Annotated in this window: 18 protein-coding genes and 5 tRNA genes; 10 read left to right on the top strand and 13 right to left on the bottom strand. The window is 68.1% G+C overall.

The genetic code is table 11. The features are described 5' to 3' along the window. Positions 1-7 precede the first annotated feature (7 nt). Together ABZ374_RS22700 and ABZ374_RS22705 are read right to left on the bottom strand one after the other, a co-directional pair. A complete protein-coding gene (locus tag ABZ374_RS22700; RefSeq protein ID WP_360313813.1) occupies positions 8-199 on the bottom strand; it encodes a DUF397 domain-containing protein in 192 nt (63 codons plus the stop codon). Next, positions 196-1053 (bottom strand): helix-turn-helix transcriptional regulator, encoded by an 858-nt coding sequence (locus ABZ374_RS22705; protein ID WP_360313815.1) that lies wholly within the window; start codon positions 1051-1053, stop codon positions 196-198. Before ABZ374_RS22705 ends, ABZ374_RS22700 begins: the two co-directional genes overlap by 4 nt. A gap of 186 nt (positions 1054-1239) precedes the next feature. Between ABZ374_RS22705 and ABZ374_RS22710 the strand changes: the two genes are divergently transcribed. Continuing rightward, a complete protein-coding gene (locus tag ABZ374_RS22710; RefSeq protein ID WP_360313817.1) occupies positions 1240-1656 on the top strand; it encodes an ATP-binding protein in 417 nt (138 codons plus the stop codon). Positions 1657-1659: 3 nt separating this feature from the next. On the opposite strand, the gene ABZ374_RS22715 is transcribed toward ABZ374_RS22710, so the two are convergent. From ABZ374_RS22715 to thrS, 3 genes are all read right to left on the bottom strand, one after another. Beyond that, complete coding sequence (locus ABZ374_RS22715; RefSeq protein WP_360313819.1) at positions 1660-5772, bottom strand: DNA methyltransferase; 4113 nt, start codon at positions 5770-5772, stop codon at positions 1660-1662. After that, positions 5772-9014, bottom strand: coding sequence for a DISARM system SNF2-like helicase DrmD (gene drmD, locus ABZ374_RS22720; protein ID WP_360313821.1), 3243 nt, complete (start codon positions 9012-9014; stop codon positions 5772-5774). The genes ABZ374_RS22715 and drmD overlap by 1 nt, the downstream gene beginning before the upstream one ends. A gap of 129 nt (positions 9015-9143) precedes the next feature. Then, positions 9144-11123, bottom strand: a complete 1980-nt coding sequence (gene thrS, locus ABZ374_RS22725; protein WP_360313823.1) for a threonine--tRNA ligase — start codon at positions 11121-11123, stop codon at positions 9144-9146. A 274-nt stretch (positions 11124-11397) separates the two neighbouring features. On the opposite strand from thrS, the gene ABZ374_RS22730 reads away from it, so the two are divergent. The 3 genes from ABZ374_RS22730 to ABZ374_RS22740 all read left to right on the top strand — a co-directional run bounded on the left by ABZ374_RS22730 (position 11398) and on the right by ABZ374_RS22740 (position 13282). After that, positions 11398-11808: a hypothetical protein gene (locus ABZ374_RS22730; RefSeq protein ID WP_360313825.1), complete on the top strand. Its 411-nt coding sequence runs from the start codon at positions 11398-11400 to the stop codon at positions 11806-11808. A gap of 62 nt (positions 11809-11870) precedes the next feature. After that, a complete protein-coding gene (locus tag ABZ374_RS22735) occupies positions 11871-12593 on the top strand; it encodes a DUF3105 domain-containing protein (protein ID WP_360313827.1) in 723 nt (240 codons plus the stop codon). Further along, positions 12590-13282, top strand: coding sequence for a DUF305 domain-containing protein (locus tag ABZ374_RS22740; RefSeq protein ID WP_360313829.1), 693 nt, complete (start codon positions 12590-12592; stop codon positions 13280-13282). Before ABZ374_RS22735 ends, ABZ374_RS22740 begins: the two co-directional genes overlap by 4 nt. A 70-nt stretch (positions 13283-13352) precedes the next feature. Here the strand turns inward: ABZ374_RS22740 and ABZ374_RS22745 are convergent, their stop codons facing one another. From ABZ374_RS22745 to ABZ374_RS22760, 4 genes are all read right to left on the bottom strand, one after another. After that, entirely contained in the window at positions 13353-13979 is a 627-nt protein-coding gene (locus ABZ374_RS22745) for a DedA family protein (RefSeq protein WP_360313831.1), read from the bottom strand. A 677-nt stretch (positions 13980-14656) separates the two neighbouring features. Further along, positions 14657-15664: a DUF3883 domain-containing protein gene (locus ABZ374_RS22750; RefSeq protein WP_360313833.1), complete on the bottom strand. Its 1008-nt coding sequence runs from the start codon at positions 15662-15664 to the stop codon at positions 14657-14659. 151 nt (positions 15665-15815) lie between these two features. Then, positions 15816-15887 (bottom strand) — tRNA-Val (locus ABZ374_RS22755). A gap of 71 nt (positions 15888-15958) precedes the next feature. After that, positions 15959-16411 carry a TIGR02611 family protein gene (locus ABZ374_RS22760; RefSeq protein ID WP_360313835.1) on the bottom strand — a complete coding sequence of 151 codons (453 nt, stop codon included), beginning with the start codon at positions 16409-16411 and terminating at the stop codon, positions 15959-15961. Positions 16412-16765: 354 nt separating this feature from the next. On the opposite strand from ABZ374_RS22760, the gene ABZ374_RS22765 reads away from it, so the two are divergent. Then, positions 16766-17179, top strand: coding sequence for an SsgA family sporulation/cell division regulator (locus tag ABZ374_RS22765; protein WP_161356292.1), 414 nt, complete (start codon positions 16766-16768; stop codon positions 17177-17179). Between the two features lie 366 nt (positions 17180-17545). Here the strand turns inward: ABZ374_RS22765 and ABZ374_RS22770 are convergent, their stop codons facing one another. The 4 genes from ABZ374_RS22770 to ABZ374_RS22785 form a co-directional block, all read right to left on the bottom strand. Continuing rightward, a complete protein-coding gene (locus ABZ374_RS22770) occupies positions 17546-18064 on the bottom strand; it encodes a hypothetical protein (RefSeq protein ID WP_360313837.1) in 519 nt (172 codons plus the stop codon). Between the two features lie 217 nt (positions 18065-18281). Next, entirely contained in the window at positions 18282-19010 is a 729-nt protein-coding gene (locus ABZ374_RS22775; protein WP_360313839.1) for a GNAT family N-acetyltransferase, read from the bottom strand. Positions 19011-19164: 154 nt separating this feature from the next. Beyond that, positions 19165-19989, bottom strand: a complete 825-nt coding sequence (locus ABZ374_RS22780) for an aminodeoxychorismate lyase (protein WP_360313841.1) — start codon at positions 19987-19989, stop codon at positions 19165-19167. After that, positions 19986-21086: a chorismate-binding protein gene (locus ABZ374_RS22785; protein ID WP_360313843.1), complete on the bottom strand. Its 1101-nt coding sequence runs from the start codon at positions 21084-21086 to the stop codon at positions 19986-19988. The genes ABZ374_RS22780 and ABZ374_RS22785 overlap by 4 nt, the downstream gene beginning before the upstream one ends. 314 nt (positions 21087-21400) lie before the next feature. Here ABZ374_RS22785 and ABZ374_RS22790 point away from each other — a divergent pair, with 314 nt between their 5' ends. The 5 genes from ABZ374_RS22790 to ABZ374_RS22810 all read left to right on the top strand — a co-directional run bounded on the left by ABZ374_RS22790 (position 21401) and on the right by ABZ374_RS22810 (position 23902). Further along, positions 21401-23212: a DUF4328 domain-containing protein gene (locus ABZ374_RS22790; protein ID WP_360313845.1), complete on the top strand. Its 1812-nt coding sequence runs from the start codon at positions 21401-21403 to the stop codon at positions 23210-23212. 255 nt (positions 23213-23467) lie between these two features. Continuing rightward, positions 23468-23540 (top strand) — tRNA-Gly (locus tag ABZ374_RS22795). Positions 23541-23589: 49 nt separating this feature from the next. Then, positions 23590-23663, top strand: a tRNA-Cys gene (locus ABZ374_RS22800). A 37-nt stretch (positions 23664-23700) separates the two neighbouring features. Next, positions 23701-23772: transfer RNA gene (locus tag ABZ374_RS22805), tRNA-Val, on the top strand. A 55-nt stretch (positions 23773-23827) separates the two neighbouring features. After that, positions 23828-23902: transfer RNA gene (locus ABZ374_RS22810), tRNA-Val, on the top strand. Positions 23903-23934 lie beyond the last annotated feature (32 nt).

A 23934-nucleotide genomic window follows, 5' to 3' on the forward strand; every position in this document is an offset into this window, starting at 1 on the left:
GGCAGCGTCAGACGGCGAGCGCGGCCAGGAACGCGGTGCCGGCGGCGACCGGGAAGGCGAGCGTGGGGCTGGCGGGCACCTTGGAGTCGCGAACGGCCAGGAGGGCTTGCGACGAGGCCAGTTCGACGCATGTGCTACCGCCGTCGCTGTAGCTGCTCTTCGTCCAGCGGACGGTCGTCGGGGTGTTCGATTCGGTCATCGCTCCAGGTCCTCGCACAAGGTCTTCATGAAAGCCATCGAGTCCCTGACCGACAGCGCCGAGGACTTGAGGTGATCCAGTGTCGCAGCATAGATCGCGATGTCACCGGGCTCCTCCAGATACAGCGATGCACGCATGGACTCAAGACATACAACTTCGGAGCCAACGGCGAAGCGCATCAGCGCGAATCCGCCGTCCGAACCGGAATGCGCTCCCGCGTCGTACGGGACCACTTGCACCGTCACATGAGGCAACCGCACTGCCGTGTCGATCAGGTGCGCCACCTGATCGCGCAAGACGGCTTTACCACCGACTTCCTGACGAAGACTCAGCTCACTCAGGATCACCCAATAGCGGGGTGGATGCTCGCCAGTCAACAACTCTTGGCGCTTCATCCGAAGCTCCACGAATCGGTCGACCTCGTCAAGGGTGCTCCACACTCGGCTTGCTTCGGTCAACTCACGGGCGTAGGTCTGAGTCTGGAGCAGGCCGGGCACCACGAGCGGATTGAAGACGGCGATCTCGCTGGCGCTCCCCTCCAAGGACAGATAGTCCGCGTACGGATCAGAGACAACTCCTTCGAATCCTTGCCACCAGTTGCGTTTCAGGGCTTCCCGGGCGAGATGCGTGATCGCTTCACGTCGCGCGGGATCGACCAGGCCGTACGCATCGAAGAAGGCAGGCAACTCCCGCGTCCGCACGCGCTGTCGACCGGTTTCGATCTTGCTCAATGACGACAGTCGCATGTCAAGCCGCTCGGCGGCCCGGCTCAGCGTCCAGCCAAGCCCGTGCCGCAACTGCCGAAGTTCCAATCCGAGCCTGCGCTGACGCACTGTCGGCCTGCCATCTGACATCGCCCCTCCTCCATCGCGTTGCGGATCATACCGCTCACGTAGAGCGATGTCTCAGGATTCGCGATGGAGAGAATTCTCTTCTGAGGGAAGTTGCGCTCGCTTGGTTCCCAGGTGCACGATCTAGCCAAGGGAGCCGAAAGTATCTGCTCGGCTCCGAAAAGTGACGAGCGTGACCCCGGAGCCCCAGTGAATGCGATCACGTCCGACCCACAGCTCTGCACTCTGCCCTTGACCGCAGAGCCGGCTTCCCTCGCACCGATCCGCCGGATCATCGGTGCGCAGCTGGACCTGTGGAACCTCTCGCCACTGGTCGACCTCGCCCAGTTGGTCGTGACGGAGCTGGTCACGAACGTCATCCAGCATGCGTGCGACCAACGCTGCACGGTGATGATGCGTCGTCTGTCCGGCGCGAGTGTCGAGATCGCGGTATACGACTGCGATCCGCGCGTGCCAGCTCCACAGGCTACCGACGAACTCGCTGAAGAGGGGCGGGGATTGACGATGGTGCGGTTGATGACGACCGGCCTTCGCGTTGACGCGCAGGGCGCCACAGGCAAAGTCATCCGATGCGTGCTGGGTGGAGTCGCCTGTACCAACGAGTAGAAATCAAAAGAGCAAGTCTTCGCCGGGCGCCTCTGCAACGGAGACTTGCACGCTTGCCTTCTTCGTCGGCTTGCGCTTCTTTTTCACCGATCCAGAATGGAGGCCATTGGCAACTTCCTCACGGAAACGCAGATGATTTAGTTCAAGAAGCCGGTCCAGCGCTTCGCGTTGAGTAGTGGGCGCGACAGACCAGCGTGGACCTCGTTCAAATTCGCGCCGTGCATGCTCCATGTCGAGATCAGACCATCCATACGCTGCTGCAACAGCAGAGTTAATCTCTGCATGGATCTCACGGAGGCGAGAAATATCATCGCTTACGATACTTTCACCATGCAGCAAGTTGTATAGGCGAGTCAATCCAATCGACCGTTCATCCATAATAGATTTTCTGAACTCAAACAGTTTCTCAGCCAGCTTCTCCATTATCTCATAATCACCCGTCGGTAGTGGCAGAGTTTCACAACAATCAGATGGAGTGAATACTGTATCCTTCTTCATCGTCGAGCCATTCCGAACAGTCCACAGATATTGAAAATCCGAGGTTCGCAAAGCCGCAGTCGATCGCGATGGGAACACGACAAGTTTTTGATCGAAGACTTGCCGATTCGGCACGAGAACGGGAATCTGTGTACTGCTGGTTTGAGCGATTACCAACACCAGATCCGCGCCCTCAATGGCTTCATAAAGCTCAGGGCGCGGGCGTTCATACTCCCACCAACGCTGGCGCGCCTTAGCGCTGTGAGTGACTTGAAGCCGAATCGGCTTTACCTTCTTTTCTACAATTTCGAATACAGCAGGATATTCCCGTGCTCGCTCCTCTGGCCAGTCGTGAAAGTTGATGACCCATCGACTTGCCGAGCAGTCTGACCGAGAGTTCAGATCTTCGCCGTTGAGATATGGAAAGAGAACTTCCTTGTTTCGAGAATCTTGCGAGATCAGAAATTCAGCTTCGGCTGGTTCGAGCACAAATCCCTTGCCCAGGATGATTGACCCTTGAAACGCCTCTCTAGCATTATTTGCCAACCGATGTGGTCTCCCTGAGACTCGCGACTGTGCATCCAGCCCCGATGTGATGCCCCGCACCGGCACATCCTCAAGCACCAAATCTTCATTGCCACCAGGTTGACCAAGCCAGAGCAGCGACACTTGAACGGCAGCGGTTCCTGGCCAGTTCCGAGACTTGACGGCACGATATACCGACCACCCAACTCCTGTCGCCTGGTCCAATCCCACTTCACGGGTATCACCCTGCGCAATGGTGTTCGTCGCGATGATTCCCATTCGCCGCCCGCGCGCCAACTCAAGGTTGCGCAAGAGGAAATATGCACACAAATCTGCACTGCCTCGTACTCCCCCGCCAACGCGATTTACCAGGTACTCTCGATAGTCCGTTCCAACGCTTCCGGTAAGCCGCTGCCCACCCACAAACGGCGGATTCCCCACCACCGCATCGAACGACCGCCCACCCACGCCCAGCAACTCCGGGAACTCCAACGGCCAATGCAGCGGCCGAATCGGCTCCGCGCGCTTGTCCCCGCGCAACCAGCCATCCACGATCGCCCGAGCCTCGACGTGTGCGTCCCGGTCCCCGTCCATCGCCCGCTCGATCAGCGGCGCAATCGCCATCAGTCGATCGTCGTACGCGTCCTCCTTCGCCCCCTTCGAAGCAGCACGGAACGCCGCCCGGGTTCCGCCTCGATTGACCTCACCGGTCCGCGCCTCGATTTCGTCCTCGCTCAACACCTCACTCGACAGCGCCGCGCCCACCACCGCGTCCGCCGCCAACCGAAGTTGATCCGTCATCTCATCGGCCCTGGCCAACTTGTCCGCCTTCAAGCGGAAGTCGCGGATGTCCAGGTCCGGCATCTCCTCGATCTCGCGCCGCAACTGCGCAGCTCGTGAGAGCAATTCGTCGGTCAGCTCCAACGTCCGGGCGATCTCGGTGTTGATCTGCCGCCCTTCCTCGGGCTTCAGGTGAAACGCCTTCACCTGCTCCGCCGTCAGCACCCCCACCAACGAATCACCACTCCGCAGCGCGTGATCCACAAACGTGAACGGCCGGTTCTTGGCCAATGTCACGATCCACAACGACAGCTTGGCCAACTCGACGGCCATCTCGTCCCGGTCCACACCGTGAATACACCGGTCCGCCACCATCCGCAGCGCCGCGAGATCCAACTCGTCCCGGTCCTCGGTTCCGGCATACGACGCGACATCCTCCGGGATCCCGTCCCGAATCCACGCTTCGACCACCCGCGCCGCGACATACCGAGCCGCCGCGACCAGGAATGCCCCCGACCCCATTGCCGGGTCCACGATGTTCAACCGCAACAACTCGTCGGCCGTCTTCGCTCGCCACACACCGGACTCCGCGCCTTCGGCGGGGCCAGGCGCGTAACACAGCGGCGCGAGCGTGTGCTGAACAACCTCCTCCGCCAAGACCCGAGGCGTGTAGTGCGTGCCACTCGAACGCCGGTCCCCCACCCGGGCAAGGATCACCGAGCCCGCCGCGTAGACCGCCGGCTCGCCCCGAAGGTCGTGCCGCAGCAGCCCGAACCAGGGCAACACCCGTGCCACCAAGTCCTGATCCCCGCCACACGCCGCGTCCAGATACGCGGACTGCGAAAGGTCCGGCCGCTTGGCGCGGGCCTTCTCGACCTGCTTGGCCGTCGCGTCCGTCCGGAACTTCAACTCCGCGTCGAGCGTGCCCTCGGCCGCCCACCGCTCCAGGTCCGCGAGCGCGATCTCCGCGGTGTGCTTTCCGAAGACGATCCCGAGATACGGCTCACCGACCCGCTTGCACGAGTATTCGAGCAGGCCCTCGTAGACATGTCCGATCTGCTCGACATCGAGGCCCTTGTACGACAGCCGCTCGGCGCCCTTCGTGCCGCGGCGCAGCATCAGCAACGCGTCCAGGATCTTGAACACGACGCGATCCGTCACCGCGGCCTTCGCCAGCCAGCGATACCGCTTCGGATCGAACAACGAGCCACCGTAGGCCGGGATACGCAGGTCCGGATGCCGTGAGCCACCGTGCACCGCGCCGAACAGGGCGAGTTGGCGCGACCACGCGGCGCTGCGCCGGTCGCCGATCTCTTCGCCGTACCGCTCCTGCTGCTCGCCGAGTTGATCGAACAACGTCGTCACGGCGTAGTTGTTGCGGTAGAGCGCGTCGTCCACCGGAAGCAACCGTCGTTCCTCCGCGTAGAGCAGGAAGACGAGCCGCATCATCACGGTCAGTGCCGCCCGGTAGACCTCCCGAGGATCGACACCGGCCAGAACCTCGCCATCGCTCTCCCGATCGAGCCGGGAGATCTCCAGCACGAACACCTCGACGGCGTCCCGAACCTGCCGACCCAAGGTGTTGGTCACCTCGGCCTGGGCCTCGGCGCTGCGCGCGAACAACGCGGCCAGGCTCGCCGAGTGCCGTCCTTCGGCATCGGTCGGCGGAGCCGCTACCCGGGTGGCGGTCAGCAGCGTCGCGAACCCCCGCAGCAGCGGCAGTTCCTCCAGCCATAGATCCGCGTCGAACACGGCGACCGTGGTGGGTTCACTCTCGCGCGCGTGAACCAGGACCCAGTCCCGCCCGTTGCTCAGCAACGCGACGGGAATACGGTGCCGCCGGCACGTCTCCGCGGCCTGTTCGACCGCACTCGACCGCTTACCCCGCCCCTTGCGCAGGTTCTCCAGCCACGGGCGCCGATACACCAGCAGGCGCGGCTCGCGATCACCCGCGCTGCCACGCCCCATGACGGCGGCGTCCGGCCGCAACACGTCGCCACCCGCCGCATAAGGTGTCCCACCACCGAGCAGCGTCGGCAGCGCGGCTCCTTCGGCCAGGAGCCCGCCCCGATAGCCCAGCACCTCGGTCAATACGTGCGTCTGCCACGACGCGTTGAGCGTGTCCGGGTCGGCGGTGACCTCCGCCCATGCCTGTCGCAACCGCGCGCGTCGCTCGGTGGGCACCTGGTCGGGTCCCTGACCGAAAACCTCGGTCAATACCGGCACCGTGATGAACGGACCGTCGGGGCGCAGCAGATTGAGCCATTCGGCGTGTTGCTCGACCGGCGTCTGCGTGCCGGCACCGGTCCGAGAACGTCGTGTGGCGGGCGGCATCAGTGGTCACCTCGGGCGAGTGCGGACGGGACCAGGAAGGTCACGGAGGCCGGGAAGCGTCGCGGTACGGGATCGGCGTATCGCGCGCTCAACGCGGCGATCTCGCGTTCGAGCAGTTGCGGGATCGCGTCGAGCCGGTCCACCAACGCGTCGCGGTTGCGGCTCATCTGCTGACGTTCCGGTTCGAACAGCGATGCCTGCTCCCACTGCGTCCGGTCGTCGAGGGTCGCTCGAATCGAGCGCTCCAGTTCGCCGATCACCTCGGTGATGCCGGCGACCTCTTCCTCGCACCTCTTGGCGAGGAGGGCTTCCATCGAGCGCACTCGATGGCTGCCATAGGCGTGCCACGCTCGGGAAAGCGGTTCCTCGATCGCGGGCCATACCTCGACGAGTTGGTCCAACACCTCCTCGTCGGGGCGTTCTTCACCCGCTGCGGCCAGCCACTGCTGCACGGCTTCCTGCCGGGCCGCGACAAAGCGACCACCCTCGATCGTGCCACCGGCCGCCGCGACCTCCTCGTGCAAACGAGTTCCGCCGTTGCCGGTGACGACGACCCGACCGTGCACGATCACGGCGGGAGTCCGCAGAATGTCACCGGGCACAATCCGCGCCGTGACGCGATGCAGCTTGGCCGCACCCCCGGTGGACCACAACTCGGCGCGCAGCAGCCGCAGGCACATCTGGACGAGTCGGTGTCCCAGGTGCAGCAGCACGATGTCGGTGCGTCCCGCTGCGGCGTCCTGGTCGAAGGTGACCACGCGTTCCCGGTTGGTCAACGGGTGGCGCAGTCTCTCGTTGCGGGCCTGTGCCCACACCCCGGGCAGTTGCGGCAGCCGGAAGCACTTCGCGCGCAAATCGGCCGGGCCGGGGGCTGGTTCGAGGTCCTTGCGATGGGCGAGTCGCAGTCCGGTGCGAACCACCCGCTCGATCGCCTCGGGCGTGAGCCCGAGGCGAGTTCGCGTGCCCGCGACATCGTCGGCGATGCGTTGCAGGTCGCGCGTCAGATCACGATCGAACTTGAACGCGGCTCGCTCCGCCCGCGTGTGCATCTCCCGGTCGGCCGTGGTCCAGTCGGTACGCCGGCCGAGCATCTTCTGCTGCACCTGCGACGCGATCACCTCACCCGCGCTGCCGAGGTCCTGGCGAATGCGTTCGACCTTGCGTACCGCGACCGCGAGGAAGTGCATCTCGTCCTCGATCGTTCCCGCCTCGAAGTCCGAGTCCGGGTCGATGTCCCGACCGGCCTCACGCCAACCTTCGGGGACGAAGTGCAGGACGTCGACCTGCTCGGCGGTCTGACCATGGCGGTCGACGCGGCCGTTGCGTTGTTCGAGGCGGTTCGGGTTCCACGGGATTTCCCAGTGCAGGACCCGGTGACAGTGCGCTTGCAGGTTGATGCCCTCACTGGCCGCGTCGGTGGCGAGGAGGATACGAAGACCGTCGAGTTCCGGAGACTCCTGGAAGACGGTCTTGATGTGTTCGCGCTCCATCTGGTCCTGGCCACCGTACAGACGCTGGATACGGTCGGGCGGCACACCGGCACCGATCAGGCGCTCGTACAACCAGTGCTGGGTGTCGCGGTATTCACTGAAGACGATGACGCGTTCGTTGGTCCACGCGCCGTCGGGTCCGTCAGGGCACACGATGGGATCGAGCCAGGCACGGAACGCGGCGAACTTGGCGTCGGGGCGATTCCTGACCTTGGCCGCGCGCGTGTTCAGCTCGGTCAACAAGGTCCGCTCGGTCTCGGTGAGCGGCACGCTCAACCGCTGCGCGGCGACCAGGGCCTGTTCTTCGGCCTCGTCGTACGCCGCATCGTCCTCGGCGGTCTCCTCCAGCCGTTCCACCAGCGGCACGAGGACCTTCCGGCCCGCCGTGCGCACGTGTTCCACCAGATCATGCTCATCAGCGCTCGACTTGGCCGTCATGGTGGCCAGGTGCTGTGCGACCGTGTTCGAGAACGCAAGGGGCGAGGACAGCAACCGTTTCTTCAGCAGCGTCGTCACGAAGTCGATGGCGGCTCCGCCGGCGGGCCCGCGTCCGACGGCACGCCTGCTCGCGATGTACTCGGTGAGCATGGCGTGCAGTTCCCGGGTGTCCTCCCCGTACGCGACCTCAAGGGTCGCCGGGACGCGTTCCGGGAACACGCTCTTGCCGTTCCACGTCTTCGGCAATTCGCTCTTCATCCGACGCACCATCACGCGACGGAGCGCGTCCTCGCTGGGGACGACCGTGCGCATAAAGCGGTTCTCGTCGAGCAATTCCAGCAACGCGGTGAACGACTCCGTGTAGCCGTTGTGGGGGGTCGCGGACAGGAACAGGCGGTGTTCGACGTGTGGCACCAACTCACGCATGGCTTCGGTGCGTTGGGAGTCGACCGCATACCTGCCGGTCCCGGTCGGTGCGCAGGTGTGCACCTCGTCGACCACGAGCAGATCGAAGGTCCGCGGATAGCGCGGCACGGCCGGCAGGATCTCGCGCAACATCCGCCGGGGCCGCTCGCGCTTGAGCCAGTCGATGCTTACGATCAGCCGCGGGTAGTGCGTCCAGGGATTCGTGTACAACCCGCGGTCGCGCCGCAGACGGGTCAGCAGCGCACGATCGAGGATGCGAAAGTCCATCCCGAACTTGTCCCGCATCTCGTCGCGCCACTGGAGCGTCAGGCTCGCCGGGCACACAATGAGCATGGTCCGCGCACGGTGACGCAGTATCAGCTCCTGCATCACCAGGCCGGCCTCGATGGTCTTGCCGAGGCCGACGTCGTCGGCGATGAGCAGGTTGGTCCGCGGCATGCGCAGAGCGCGCACGACCGGATCGAGTTGATAGTCCTCGATCTTGATCCCGGAACGGAACGGCGCTTGCAGCGCGGTGTGGTCGGCGGATGCCACCGCGCCCCACCGCACGGCGTCGAGGAAAGCGTCGAGGCGGTCGGCGTCGTCGAACCCCTCGGTCGGGTTCGGCAGCCGATGCCGGTCGTGTGCGACCGCGCCGTATTCCAGTTCCCAGACGACGCGCAATTCCTCGTCGCCCGCGTCCTCGTCGATCGCGACGAGGGTGACGAGGTGCTGGGGGACGGCTTCGGCGATATTGGTCGCCTCGTCGGAGGCGACGGAGGAGCGGGCGACGTCCGTGACGACCCAGCGACGACCTCGTACCGTGACGGATTGTCCGGCTGCGGGCACTGCGTGTGCTCCGGGTGTCAGCGCCTCGAACTGCTCGAACTGGTCGAGGGCCTGGCCCACGTCCGTCACCTCACGCCGTCGTCGATACCGAGGGATCAAGCCTAAAGGGAAGCCACGACAACCTGGCCCCTCGCGCGAAGTGGGGGCGTACCGATCCCGTCGGTACGCCCCCACTGCAGGAATTGCCGGTCAGATCTGGATGCGGTCCTGGACGGCCTTGACGATCTCGGCCACCGCGTCGTCGACCGCGACGCCGTTGTTCTGCTCGCCGTTGCGGTAGCGGAAGCTGACCGCGCCGGCCTGTACGTCCTCGTCGCCCGCGAGCAGCATGTACGGGATCTTGAACTTGTTGGCGTTGCGGATCTTCTTCTGCATGCGGTCCGCCGAGTCGTCGATCTCGACCCGGATCCCGTGCGACTTGAGCTTGGCCGCGACCTCGCGCAGGTACGGGACGTGCTCCTCGGTGATCGGGATGCCGACCACCTGGACCGGCGCGAGCCACGGCGGCATCTTGCCCGCGTAGTGCTCCAGCAGGACCGCGAAGAAGCGCTCGATCGAGCCGAACAGCGCACGGTGGATCATCACCGGCTGCTGCCGGGAGCCGTCGGAGGCGGTGTACTCCAGGTCGAAGCGCTCCGGCAGGTTGAAGTCGACCTGGATGGTCGACATCTGCCAGGTGCGCCCGATCGCGTCCTTGGCCTGGACCGAGATCTTCGGGCCGTAGAACGCGGCGCCGCCCGGGTCGTCGACGAGCTCCAGGCCCTGCTTCTGCGCGGCCTGGCGCAGCGTTTCGGTGGCCTCGGTCCAGTTCTCCTCGGTGCCGATCGACTTCTCCGGGTTCCTGGTGGACAGCTCCAGGTAGAAGTCGTCGAGCCCGTAGTCGCGCAGCAGGTTCAGCACGAAGGTCAGCAGCGAGTCCAGCTCGCCCGACATCTGCTCGCGCGTGCAGTAGATGTGCGCGTCGTCCTGGGTGAAGCCGCGGGCGCGGGTGAGGCCGTGCACCACGCCGGACTTCTCGTAGCGGTAGACCGTGCCGAACTCGAACAGGCGCAGCGGGAACTCCCGGTACGAGCGCCCCCGGGCCCGGTAGATCAGGTTGTGCATCGGGCAGTTCATCGGCTTGAGGTAGTAGCTCTGGCCCTCGTCCAGCTCCATCGGCGGGTACATGCCGTCGGCGTACCAGTCCAGGTGGCCGGAGACCTCGAAGAGCTTGCCCTTGGTGGCGTGCGGCGTGTAGACGAACTCGTAGCCGGCCTCCTCGTGCCGACGCCGCGAGTAGTCCTCCATGGTGCGGCGGATGATGCCGCCCTTGGGGTGGAAGACGGCCAGGCCCGAGCCGATCTCCTCCGGGATGGAGAACAGGTCCAGCTCGGCGCCGAGCTTGCGGTGGTCGCGCTTCTCGGCCTCCTCCAGGAAGGTCGTGTACGCCTTGAGCTCGTCCTTGCTCGGCCACGCGGTGCCGTAGATGCGCTGGAGCTGCTTGTTCTTCTCGCTGCCGCGCCAGTAGGCGGCGGCCGAGCGCATCAGCTTGAACGCGGGAATGTTGCGGGTGGTGGGCAGGTGCGGGCCTCGGCAGAGGTCCTTCCAGCACAGCTCGCCGGTCTTCGCGTTCAGGTTGTCGTAGATGGTCAGCTCACCGGCGCCGACCTCGGCGGAAGCGCCCTCGGCGGCCTCGGCGGCGGCGCCCTTGAGGCCGATCAGCTCCAGCTTGTACGGCTCGTCGGCCAGCTCGGCGCACGCCTCCTCGTCGGTGGTGACCCGGCGGGCGAAGCGCTGACCCTGCTTGATGATCTCCTGCATCTTCTTCTCGATGCGCTTGAGATCGTCGGGGTGGAACGGCGTCTCGACGTCGAAGTCGTAGTAGAAGCCGTCCTTGATCGGCGGGCCGATGCCCAGCTTGGCCTCGGGGAACAGCTCCTGGACCGCCTGCGCCAGCACGTGCGCGGCGGAGTGGCGCAGGATGTTCAGGCCGTCCGGGGAGCCGATCTCGACCGGCTCGATCTCGTCGCCGTCGAGCACGACGTACGCCAGGTCCACGAGCCGGCCGGCCACGCGCGCGGCGACCACCGAGCGGTCGCCTTCGAAGAGCTCGGCAGCCGTAGTGCCCGTGGTCACCACCCGCTCGTCCCGGTCCGGGTCGCGGCTGATGGTCACTCGGGCTTGGGACACCGTTCGTCTCCTGACATGTGGCTGGTGGATGCTGGGCGGCGCTGGGTGCATCGCTCGCACACCGATGCTATCGAGCCGCCGGCGGGAACCTCGCCTCGGTTTGCCCCGGTCCCGGCCGGCACCCGGCCCGGGCCCGGCGGGTGCGGCTCGGGGGTCGAGGCGGACTCGCGTACGGCCGTGTCGCCGCCGGGTCGCCATCACGTTGCCCTCACGACGACGAAAGATCCTGCCCCGACTTCCCACAGGGTCACTCGTTCGGGTGAGAATAGGGCCCGTGACGCAACGGATGGCCTCGCTGGCAGTCCCGCTGCGGCCGGTGATCCGGCTGTTGGCCGGGGCTGTACTGGCGTGCGCCGCGCTGCTCGGCAGCGCCTTTCCGATCCACGCCGAGTCGGTGCCCTCGACCGCGACGATCCCGACGGTGTGTCCCTTTCATCACACCGCGCACCAGGACCGGGACAGCAGCGGGCCGGACGACAAGGGCGACGGGTCGGGGCGATGCGGTGACCGCTCGCACGCGTGCGTGCCCGCCACCGTTCCACCGCTGCCGCCGGTGGTCGCCCCCGCGCCCAGCTCGATGCTCCCGCCGTGGTTGGCCGAACCGGACGCCGTCGGCATCGCACTCGCGCCCAGGCCCGCCGAGGACGCCTCCGATCTGACGGTGCTCTGCGTCAGTCGTACGTGATCCGCGCGGCACACCCTCGCACGGCCCACAGACGAATCCCGGAATCGGAATAAGGCGGAGCCATGGGGCAACAGTCCCCCAACACCTCGAAGAAGCAGAGCAAGGCGCAGAAATCCGCCCGAATGGCGGCGACGCGTGAGCGGGTGGCCGCTCAGCGCGAGCAGGAGCGCAAGGCCGCCAAGCGCCGCTCGGCGATCATCTTCGCCGCCTCGGGCCTCGCGGTCCTCGCCCTGGTGGCGGGGCTGACCGCCGTGGTCATGTCGTCCGACGACGAGGGCGACAAGCCGGGCGGCGCCAACAACGTCATCGCCGACGTCAAGCCCGACCCCAGCGTCAAGAGCGACATAGTCGGGGTGAGCGCGTACACGGCGTCCCAGGGGCACATCTCCAAGCCCAAGGAAGTCACCTACAAGCAGAGCCCGCCGGTCGGCGGCGAGCACGACCCGGTCTGGCAGAACTGCGGGATCTACGACTCCCCGGTGCCGAACCGCAACGGCGTGCACTCGCTGGAGCACGGCACGGTGTGGATCACCTACCAGTCGAATCTGCCCGCGGACCAGTTGGAAGTCCTGAAGTCCAAGGTCAAGGGCAAGACGTACATGATGCTCAGCCCGTACGACGGCCTGGACAAGCCGGTCGTCGCCTCGGCGTGGGGCCTCCAGCTCAAGCTCGACAACGCGAGCGACCCGCGGCTGGACCAGTTCATCAAGGAGTACAAGGAAGGCAAGCAGACCCCGGAGCCCGGTTCGCCGTGCACGGGCGGCGTCGGGAAGCCCACCTCGTGAGGCCCCGCGCACGCGTCGCGCTGATCGTGGCGACCGGGCTGCTCGCGGTACCGGCGCTGGCGGCCTGTTCGTCCGACGACTCGGCCGAGCCGGCCGCGGCGACCGCGCCCACCCGCGCGCTCGGCCCGGCGCCGGCCGCGGTGCCGAATCCGCCGGCCGACGATTCCGTCGACGCCGGGTTCGCGCGCGACATGCGCACGCACCACGCCCAGGCCGTGCAGATGGCGATGATGGTCCGCGATCTGACCCAGGACGACGCGACCCGCAAGCTCGCGTACGACATCGCGCTGACCCAGCAGGAGCAGATCGGCCGGATGGCGTCCTGGCTCCAGCTGTGGGGCCTGACCCTCGGCTCGACCCGGCCGGTGATGCAGTGGATGACGCCGGGTTCGATGCCGGGCCACTCCGGGCACGGCACGCCGTCGGCGGGCGCGGACACCCAGCTCATGCCGGGCATGGCCACGCAGGCGCAGTTGGACAAGCTGGCGACGTTGCACGGCAAGGACGCCGAGGTGATGTTCCTCCAGCTCATGATCACCCACCACGAGGCCGGTGTGGCGATGGCCCGCGAGGGCGTCGCGCGCGCGCAGGTCCAGCAGGTCCGGGACCTGGCCAACACGATGGTGGTGGGCCAGAGCTCGGAGATCGACCTGATGCGGTCGATGCTGACGGAGCGTGGGGCCGGCTAGCGGTTCGAGAAGGCGAGTGGGGCGCGGGATCGGCATCGATCCCGCGCCCCACCGTCGTTGTGCCGCCTGTTCAGACCTCGACGGTCGCCGGCGCCTCGCCGGCGTGACGCCGACGGCGCACCTCGCGGACGACACGTGCCGGCACTCCCACGATCAGCGGTACCGAGGCGCCCAACGCCATCCCGCCGAGCGCCACCAGCAGCGGGCTGTCCTCGACGATGTGCCCGGCCAGCGTGCCGATCGTCATCGCGTACGACACCGAGATGGTCGCCCCGACCAGCGTCGCCGCGCGGAACTGCGGGCGCGGGTAGCCCAGTCGGCCGGCGAGCATGTTCACCGCGGTCCGACCTCCGGGCAGGAAGCGGGCCGCGATCAGCGCGGACATCCCGCCCTTGGCCAGTGCGCCGCGGGCCAGATCCATCGCCTTCTGCCGACGCGGCCCCAACACGGCGTCGCCCCCGCGACGCAGCCGTGCGCGGCCCACCGCGTAGGCACACTGGTCCCCGATGAAGGCGCCGATCCCGGCGGTCAACAAAACCAGGACGATGTACCGAAGGTCACCGTCGGCCACCGCCGCCGCGGCCATCACGAGTTCGTCCCCGGGCACGATCGGCAGCACGGCGTCGATGGAAACGATCAGCGGCATCACCAGCCACAACCACGGAGAGAACAACAGGCCGGTTCCGGCGCCGGTCACTGGTGTACCCCCGCACACTCGCAGCGGATCGGTAGACAGGTATCGGTCACCGGGAGATCATCGCGCGATCCCCCATCCGGCGGAACATCGGGTCAGCCCCACCCCCACGCGCCCGACGTGATACAGCCCGAAAAACACCCATCTCAGAGCCCCGATCCGCCAAAAAGTAACCTCATCCCCGTGTCGACTTCCCCACTCACACACCACACTTTCGGCGCACCCCCAGGAGTGGCAACACCCAAACCAAACAGCCCGCCCAACCCACAAATCCCCCGACCCGCCCGACACTCGAAGCCACTCGACAACCCGACCGGCATCCGAGACCCACTCGGCCGGCCCGACCTCCGAAACCGAACAACCCCACCACCGTTCAAGCCCAACCCAGCCCGACCGAGCGCTCGAAGCCAACCCGAAGCCCACCGAACCCACCCCGCCGCCGGGCCCGAGTTCACGATGAGCTTCCCTCGATCAACGTCGCCGGCAACAGCACGGAACCGCCCCCGCCCCCGATGCGCTCCGGCAACAGCCGCGTCATCAACCGCCCCTGCCGCGCGACGTGTTGCCACACAGTCGTGAGTGCCGGCGTCGCCCACCCCGCCGCATCCTCCGGAATCCGCCACCCCGACTCCGCCGACGCCACGGTGCCCGGCCATAGCGAACCGGCCGATCGACCGTGCCTACGTGGGGCCGTCCAGGGCGTAGTGGTACTGAGTCGCAGTAGCTCGGTCGAGAGCAATGACCCACGGATCCCACCACAGTTCGCTACCACCGTCGGCGGTGACCTCGTCACCGCAGCGATGCACCACGATCCCGTGAACGACGAAGAGCGCGGGGTTCGAATAGGTGAGCGCGTGCCGGACCTCGTTGGCGGTCAGGTGGACGCCCTCGGGGGTGCCGGTCAGACCCTTGACCTCGACGTGCTTTTCGACACCGTCCTTGCGACAGGTGAGGTCCCAACTGCTGGTGTTCGCGACCACGCTCACGGCCCAGCCCTCGGCGCGGTAGTGGGCTTCGGCGAGTGCCATCGCCCGCATCTCGACGGCTCGATTCGCGGCACTGTCCGCTGAACGCCCCTGCCCTCGACCCGACTTGCGGTTGCGCGCATCGGGCATCCCCGATCGGTACGGTGCACGATCGGGCTCACCGGCGGCCCCGGCTCCCGCATCGGTCCCTACTTCGTCGATCCCTGCTTCGTCGGTGTCCGGGATCTCGACCGTTTCCGGCCGAGTGAGCAGTTGCTCAAGTCGCCCGGCGTCTCCGGCAGCCGGGACGTTCACGGTAAGTCGAAGACGTCGACGCTCGTTGCCCCCCTTCGAACGCGGCTTCGCTCCGATGTTCTTTTGCGAACCCGTCAGAGAAAGCCGCAGCTCCTTGAAGTCCTTGACGGTGTACAGGTCGACGGCGTGCCAGGCCGGCAAGAGCACACGGCGCTCCGCCAAGGGGAGTTTCCGGAGCGCGGTGTTCCGGCTGTCGACCGCGGCATCGAGCAGCCGGCCGTGCAGGCCGCCGAGTCGGCGGAGCAGTATTTCGAGTGCCTGGGTGTAGTCCCGATTCCGGGGCACGCCCTTGCCTCCGCCCGCCGAGGCGAGCACTACGTCGTAGTGGTGGGGCTCCGCGTGTCCCGGTGTGGGTTCGACGATGAAGCCGGCAACGAGCGGACGACCGAAGTCGTCGAACACGGCCATGTTGTCTCCTTCGAAGCTGCCGAGCGAAACGTCCCTGGGCCATTCCACACGACAGCCCCGACAGCCCCGCCGCATCGAGCAGCAGGCACTTCGCCACCGGCAGCACGACAAAGCCCCGGATCATTTTCATGATCCGGGGCTGTGACCTGGGTGGGCGATACTGGGATCGAACCAGTGACCTCTTCGGTGTGAACGAAGCGCTCTCCCGCTGAGCTAATCGCCCGGGCGCAGGGAGAACATTACCGCATGTGTGGGGGCGGTTGTGCGCACCCCCGGGTGTGGGCGGTGGGGTGGTCAGAAGGGGAGGGCCAGGCCGTATTTCCACAGGTACAGGGCCACCGCGGCGCCGATCAGGATGAGGCCGATCGCGAGCATGATCATGTTGCGCCGGCGGGTCTTGGGGTCGAGGGCGCGGTTGGCGGCCTTGGTGACCTTGTCCTTGGTCCACAGGAGGGTGCGCTGGGCCCAGACGAATTCGGTGCCCAGGACGGCCAGGCCGAGGAAGATGACCGCCCAGCCGGGACCGGGCAGCGGAAGCATGATGATGCCGCCGACGATGATCGCGAAGCCGATCACGGCGACGCCGATCTGCCAGGTCATGTGCAACGGCTTGGAGCGCTTGATGAAGGCGGGTGCGCGGGAGCCGAATGGTTTCGCCTGCTTGCCGGCCGGGCCGCTCGGGGCGCCCTGGTCGAGGGTGGGCTCTCTTGTGGCGTGCGCGCTGTTGTCCGCGGCCCCCGTGTCCATCCCTGGTCTTCCTCTCTCGTCGTACCGGCCGTCGTTCACCGGGCACCTCCGTGTGGCCTGTGGTCGGAGCCGACCATGCCTCGGCCTTGCTTGACAACGCTACAAGGGGGCACAGGGTTCCATGCGGGCCCGGCGGTGCCGTGTGGTCCCGGCCCGGGCATGACGGTATGAACTGAACGCCTGTTCCCTTCCGGAAATCATGCGGGCGAACGTTACACCTCCGCATCGCTCTTAAGGAGTACCCAGACGCCCGTATATCGGGCAGAGACGTTTACAAGAGGTCCGCAGGTGGGATGTTGCGAACGCCGACGTGCGAATCCCCGAGCGCACACTGAGCGAAAGGCCATGGCGCTTATGAACACCACGGTCAGCTGTGAGCTGCACCTGCGCCTCGTCGTCTCGAGCGAGTCCTCATTGCCAGTCCCTGCGGGGCTGCGATACGACTCGTCGGACCCGTACGCCGTGCATGCGACCTTCCACACGGGTGCCGATGAGACGGTCGACTGGGTCTTCGCCCGCGACCTTCTCGCCGACGGGCTGCGTCAGCCCTCCGGCACCGGCGACGTTCGTGTGTGGCCCTCCCGGAGCCACGGACAGAGCATCGTCTGCATCGCCCTCAGTTCGCCCGAGGGTGAAGCCCTGCTCGAAGCGCCCGCGCGGGCGCTGGAGTCGTTCCTGAAGCGTACGAACGCTGCCGTCACCCCCGGCAACGAGCATCGCTTCTTCGATCTCGACCGGGAACTGTCGCAGATTCTCGCCGAGAACTGAGCTCCCGGAACCGCGGGCACGCCCCTGTCCGCAGCGCCGGGTACGTACGTCAGCACTCCGCCGCACCCACCGTCCACACGGTGGGGGCGGCGGAGTGCTTTTCGGCCCCGGGCGCCACACCCGCCCCGTGCGCGTCGCGACCGCCGGACGAGTGAATCGAACACGCCGCGCGATCGGTCGATCCGAATATGTACACGATCCGCACATGCCGCAAAGAAAGCGCACAGTCGAACACATTTTCCGGCATGGGAATGCGTTCACATTCACCATCCCGCCGCGTGCCCTGTTGTACACAGCGCGTGTTTACGCCGCCTCTCGGTAACCACCGGCAACCGGCGGTAATCCGCAAATCGGGATTCCCCGACTTCAGATCCCGCGCTTGCGCAGCAGTTCCTCGATCTCCGCGAACTCGTCGTCCACCGCACCGCGCGCGGCGCGACGGGAGCGGGGCGCCGGGGCCGGCTTCGGCTGCTTCGGTTGCCGTTGCTGCCGACTCTGCGGCAGCTCGCCACCCGCGTCGGATCCGCCCAGCAGCGCGGACAGATCCGCGGAGGTCGAGGTCGCCGTACCGGTCGGCTCCGGGTGCTTGCGGCCGATCATGCGGGTGATCATCAGCAACATCACGGCGAACGCGAGGATCGCCACGCCGCCCCATGCCTTGATCCCGAAGGCCAGGTCGGTCGCCCAGTCGGCGGCGGCACTGCCCACCCGGCGGCCCAGCGTGGCCAGGCCGGTCAGGTACAGCCCGATCGGGAACAGCGCCGCGGCGGTCCACCGGGTCGCGTTCAGGAAACGTCGTTGGCGTGCCTTCTGTACCGCGATGACCAGGCCGAGACCCGTCAGCGCCATGCACAGGGCGCCGGTCACCACATCTGCGCCGGACATGCGCTCGGCCTCCTCCTCGTACGAAGCATTCGAAACCTGCAGGACGTTCGAAGCATCGGTGTCGGTCTTGTCGGACCTGGTACTTCCTCCACCCCCATCGTCGTCTCCTCCGCCTCCGGACGCCACGATCGGCGGTCGGATCAGTACTCGGGGAGGACACCGACCGATGCATCTCCTCCCCGTGGAGTACACCCAGGATCAGGGATGTACCCGACCCTCACAGGATGGGTTTCCCCCAATAACGCGTGCGCGGCGCGAATCCCGCCGCCGTACAGACCTTCGCGTGGGTGTCGTCGAGGAGTTCGATGGCCATCTCGTGCAGGCCCTGCGCCGCCGTCACGTGGCCGGCCGCGCGGAGCAGGGTCGCCGCGTCCGCCGGGGTCGGCGCGGTCAGCGCCAGGATCACGCCGTCGACGACCCACACCACCGCCCCCTCGCCCAGCGTGTACGGCGCGGGCGCGGTGCGGTCGGGCAGCCGGGCCCGGGCCCGGCTCTCCGCGGCGGCGTCGGCCCAGCCCGCCGCACGCAGATCCGCCGCGTACCGGTGCAGCTCCCCCACGCACCACGCGTCGCGTTCGTCGGCGTCCATCATGCGTACGCCGGGCGGCATGCCGGTGGTGCGCACGGGGGCCGCGAGGCGGCTGCTGTCGGAGGTGTACCCCAGGGCCCGGACGAGGCCGGTCGCCGCCCGGTTGCCCTCGGGGACGGCCGCCGCCATCCGGGTGCAGCGCAGGCCGCGCATGATCTCCTCGGCGGCGAGCATCGCCACGCAGGCATGGCCGCGGCGGCGGCGCGACGGCAACACCTGGATGTGCAGGATCCAGCCGATGCCGGGACCCCACGGGCCCAGCGGAGTCAGATGCACGCCGCCGACGGATCGGCCGTTGGCGCAGATCGAGTACACGCCGTCCCGGCCCGGTCCGGCCGGTCGCACAGTGGTGGTCATCGGGTGGCCCCCGCCTTCCCGGGCGCAATGCCCCGTTACCGGCAGTGCTGCCCGCGCGTGGCCCCGGCCAATCGGGCCCGGGCCACGCGTGATCAAGCCGCCGCGAACGAGGTCCCCGCGGCGTCGGCGCGCCGGGACCGCCGGTACGTCGGGATCACGGGTCGATGTCCTCGGCGGAGCGCGCCGCGAAGATCTCCTTGGCCTTGCGGGTGAGCGGGCCGGGGGCGGTCGGAGTGTGCCCGTCGATCCGATGCACGGCCTGGATGTCACGCAGCGACGAGGTCAGGAACAGCTCCTCGGCTTCGGCGAGCGCGGCCAGGGGCAGGTCGACCTCCTCGGCGCCGACCCATTCCAGCACCAGCGCGCGGGTGATCCCGGCCAGGCAGCCGGCCGACAGCGGCGGGGTGAGCAACCGGCCGTCGAGTACGGCGAACACGTTCGAGCCGGTGCCCTCGCACAGGTTGCCGGCCGTGTTCGCGAACAGCGCCTCGCTCGCGCCGCGTTCGGCGGCATAGCCGAGCATCACCACATTGTCGGCGTAGCTCGTGGTCTTGAGCCCGGTGGTCGGCGCGTGCTGGTTCCGGGTCCACGGGACGGTGACCACGGCCGTGCTCTCGCTTCGGGGCTTGGCCGCGCCGAGGGCCACCACCAGCGTCGGCGCGGCGTTGCCGCGCTCGGAGCCCAGCGGCGAGCGACCGCCCGTGTAGGTGATTCGCAGTCGGCCGACGCCGGGCAGCGGGTTGGCCGCCAGCACCTCGGCGCACGCGTGGCGGATCGCGTCGAGGTCGGGGGCGGGAAGCCCGAGACCACGCGCGGAACGGGCCAACCGATCCAGGTGTCGGGTCGTGGCGAAAGCCCGCCCGTCGGCCGCCCGCATCGTCTCGAAGACGCCGTCGCCGACGGTCAGACCGTGGTCGTCCACCCGAATCACCGCTTGCTCGTCGTCGACGAGGCGATCGTTCAGCCAGATTCTGCTCATGCGCCCTCCGAGGCATGCGATGCGTTGTCCGGGATCTCCGGGACAACCGAGTGCTGCGCGTCCTGCCCGACATGCTCGGGTCCGGGTCCCGACGCATAGTCCCGCCCCGCCACCGCGAGCAGACGGTGGGCCTTGAGTTCGGTCTCCTCCCACTCGCGCTGCGGGTCGGAGTCGTAGGTGATGCCCGCGCCGGTGCCGAAGCACAGCCTGCCGTCGCGGATGAAGAAGCTGCGTATGCCCACCGCGAGCGAGCCCTCGCGGCGGTCCGCGTCGACCCAGCCGATCGCACCGCAGTACGGGCCGCGCGGGACGGGTTCGAGTTCGTCGATGATCCGCAGCGCGCTGCTCTTGGGCGCTCCGCTGACCGAGCCGGGCGGGAAGGTCGCGGCGAACAGTTCGGGCCAGCCCACGCCCGGCGCCAGGGTGCCGGCGACGGTGGAGACCAGGTGGACCAGCCCGGGGTGCTTCTCGACCACGCACAGGTCGGGCACGGTGACCGAGCCGATCGCGCTCGCCCGACCGAGGTCGTTGCGGACCAGGTCCACGATCATCACGTTCTCGGCGTGGTCCTTGGGCAGCAGGTCGGCCTCGGTGCGACCGGTGCCCTTGATCGGGCCGGACCAGACCCGGTCGCCGGCGCGCTGCAGGTAGAGCTCGGGCGACGCGCACGCGACGTGGACGTCGTGCGCGGGCAGCCGGATCACCCCCGCGTACGGGGCGGGGTTGCCGTGGGCGAGGCGGCCGGCCAGGCCGAGGATGTCGGCGTCCTCGGGCAGCGGTGCGCTGAGCAGGCGGCACAGGTTGACCTGGTACACGTCGCCGGCGGCGATGTGTTCGCGGATCCGGCGCACCCCGGCGCGGTAGGCGTCGGCGCCGAGCGAGTCGGTCCAGGCGTGGGTGGGCGGTCCGGTCCACGGCGCGGCGGGCAGCGGGGCCGGGCGCACCTGGTCGAAGCGTGCGCACAACAGGTCGCCTTCGAAGTCGGCGACGACGGCCCAGAACCCGTGCGAGTCCAGGGCGGCCGGGTCACGGGTGACGTCACGCAGGCCGGTGGCCAAGCGCCCGCCGAGATGGGCGAGAGGAGGTGGCTGACTCACTGGTTCGTTCCGGGGTCGCGACCGCGGCACCTGTGGCGGATCGGCGCGCGGATCAGATCGTCCATTGTAGAAGGGCGTCCCGACGTCCCGAGCGGCCCGGCATCGGCGGCTTCGTTCGCCTGTTCCCACGCACCCGACGCGCCCGGAACCGCCCCGAGCCGATTCCGCGTTCCCGTGTGCCGGTCCGGCACGGCATGATGCGGCACGGTGGGTAGGGATCCGGCAGCCCCGAGTCCGGTGACCGCACTCCCCCGGTCGGTTCGCCCCGGCCCCCGAAGTCTCCACAGCACCACGCGATCGAAGGACGTTCATCCGTGCACTGTTCCGCCTGCGACACCTGGTCTACGCGGGCCGACCGCTGTTCGTACTGCGGCGCCGTCCCGGCCGCCGCCGCACCGCAGCAGGCCGGCACCGGGTCGACCCCCGTGGTCGCCGGGCCCGCCGCGCCTCCCGCCACTCCCGCGGCGTCGGATCCGTACGCCGCACCCGCACCGGCGCCCGCGCCGACCGGCGCGTACCCGGGTGCCTATCCGCACGCGCCGGGACAGTTCGCCCCGCACGCACCGGCGCAGTTCGCCCCGCAGGCCCCGTACGGCATGCCCGGGGCGTATCCGGCCTCGCCGTACCCGGGTTGGCTGCCGCAGCCGTTTCGGGCACTGCGTGGGCTCGCCGTGACGTTGTACGTCCTGCTGCCGCTGTCCGCGGTGTTCGCGGCGCTGTGCGCGGCGGCGTTCTTCCACCGTGCGGACGTGCTGCGGCAGATCGCCGACGCCGGTGAGCTCGGCATGACGGACGCGCTGCGCACCAAGGCCGAGGACTCGGATTCGCTCGTGGCGGCGGCGACGGTGTTCCTGGTCCTGTCGATGATCGCGACGGCCGTGCTGTTCATCGTCTGGATGTACCGGGCGCGCGCCAACGTGGACCTGTTCGGCCCCTCGAAGCAACATCTGTCCACCGGGTGGGCGATCGGCGGCTGGCTGGTGCCGGTGGTCAGCCTGTGGTTTCCCAAGCTGATCCTGCACGACGTGTGGCGCGCGAGCGATCCGCGCACCGCCGAGCGCGGCGGGCGTACCCCCGGCCGGTTGCCGCTGTTGTGGGCCTGGTGGGTGCTGCTGGTGGCCTCGGGTGTGTTGTTCTTCGCGAGCCGGCTGTCCTACCCGCTCGACGAGGACATCGTGCTGTCCGACGCCGACCGGCTGCGGACCATCGACGTGCTGTCCGGGGTCGCGGACCTGGTGCTGATCCTGGCGGCGGTCGCGGCGATCCTGGTGGTCCGCAGGATCACCGCGTTCCAGCACGAGCGCGAGGCGCTGGCCTTCGCCTCGGGGCTGGTGCCCGCCGGGGTTGCGGGCGGGATGCCGGGGATGCCCGGGATGCCGGTCGGCTTCCCCGGTGGCGCGCCCGCGCCGTGGGCGGCCTATCCGGCGCAGGCCCCGACCGCGCAGTACTTCGCGCCGCCGGTGCCGCAGGCTCCGGGCACGCCGGGGGCTCCGCCGGTGCCGCAGGCGCCGACCGCGGTGGACTCGGGCGCGGCGGGTGCCGACGGGGCTGTGGCTCCGGCACCGGCTGCCGCTCCGGCTCCGGCTCCGGCTCCGGCTCCGGCTCCGGCTCCGGCCGATCATGAGGCTCCGGTGGTTGCCGATGCGACCACCGTGCTGCCGGTCGACGGGACGCCGGCCCCGCAGCCCGGGAGGGTTCCGCCGCCGCGGCCCACCGCCGCGCCGACCGCCGGTGTCGCCACGGCGGATGCCGCGCCCGTACGGGCCGAAGCGCACGAATCGGTGTCCCTGGCCAAGCCTGCCGAGGTCGCGGAGTCCGCCGAGCCCGCTGCCGAGGCCGCCACCCCGTCCCCTGCCGAGCCGGCCGCCGAGCCTGCGGTCGAGGAGGAAAGCGGGCACGCCGAGCCCGGCGAAGGCAAGGACGCGGTCGAGAACGAAGTCCGAACTCCGGCCGAATCCCGAGTGGAGGCCGAACTCCCCCAGGTCCCGGCCCAGGCCCCGGCCCAGCCGGCGTCGCCCGCCAAGGAGGCCGAGGACGCCGACGACGCCGAGGCCGCCCCGGACCCGGCCCACACCCCGACCGCCCCGGCCGCCGAACCCGCCCCCTCGGGCGAGCGCCGAAGCTGAGCCGAAGACCCGTCCGGGCCCGCGGAGACGGCGGCGAGCCCCGGTCGAGGGGCGTGCCGAGGTCCCTCGGCGCGGCCCGGCGAACCACGCCGAAGGCCGGTTCGAACCCTGGTGGTTCGAGCCGGCCTCGGTCGTTTTCGCAGGTTGCGCGGGTCGCCCGGCGGGGTCTGCGGGGAATCGGTTTTTGTGATGGCCCTCGGATCCGCTAAAGTTCTCAACGTCGCCGGGACGCGGAAACGCAGCTCGGGTCGACAGGCGGACGTGGCTCAGTTGGTAGAGCATCACCTTGCCAAGGTGAGGGTCGCGAGTTCGAATCTCGTCGTCCGCTCGGAAGAAGTAGAGGAAAGTAGTGGGTACCCACTATGGTTCCTTCACTTGGTGGAGTGGCCGAGAGGCGAGGCAACGGCCTGCAAAGCCGTCTACACGGGTTCAAATCCCGTCTCCACCTCCAAGAGACCCCGAGGCTCCGTGCCGAAGGTGAACTTCCCGCGCGATTAGCTCAGCGGGAGAGCGCTTCCCTGACACGGAAGAGGTCACTGGTTCAATCCCAGTATCGCGCACGTCGCACCACCGAAACACGCAGTACGTGCACCACACGGTTCACGCACGGCGCCCGCGCGATTAGCTCAGCGGGAGAGCGCTTCCCTGACACGGAAGAGGTCACTGGTTCAATCCCAGTATCGCGCACCAGAGGTATCGAAGGGCCGGCGGATCGTCACGAT

Origin of the sequence: Embleya sp. NPDC005971, from assembly GCF_040629175.1 — a bacterium.
GTDB lineage: Bacteria > Actinomycetota > Actinomycetes > Streptomycetales > Streptomycetaceae > Embleya.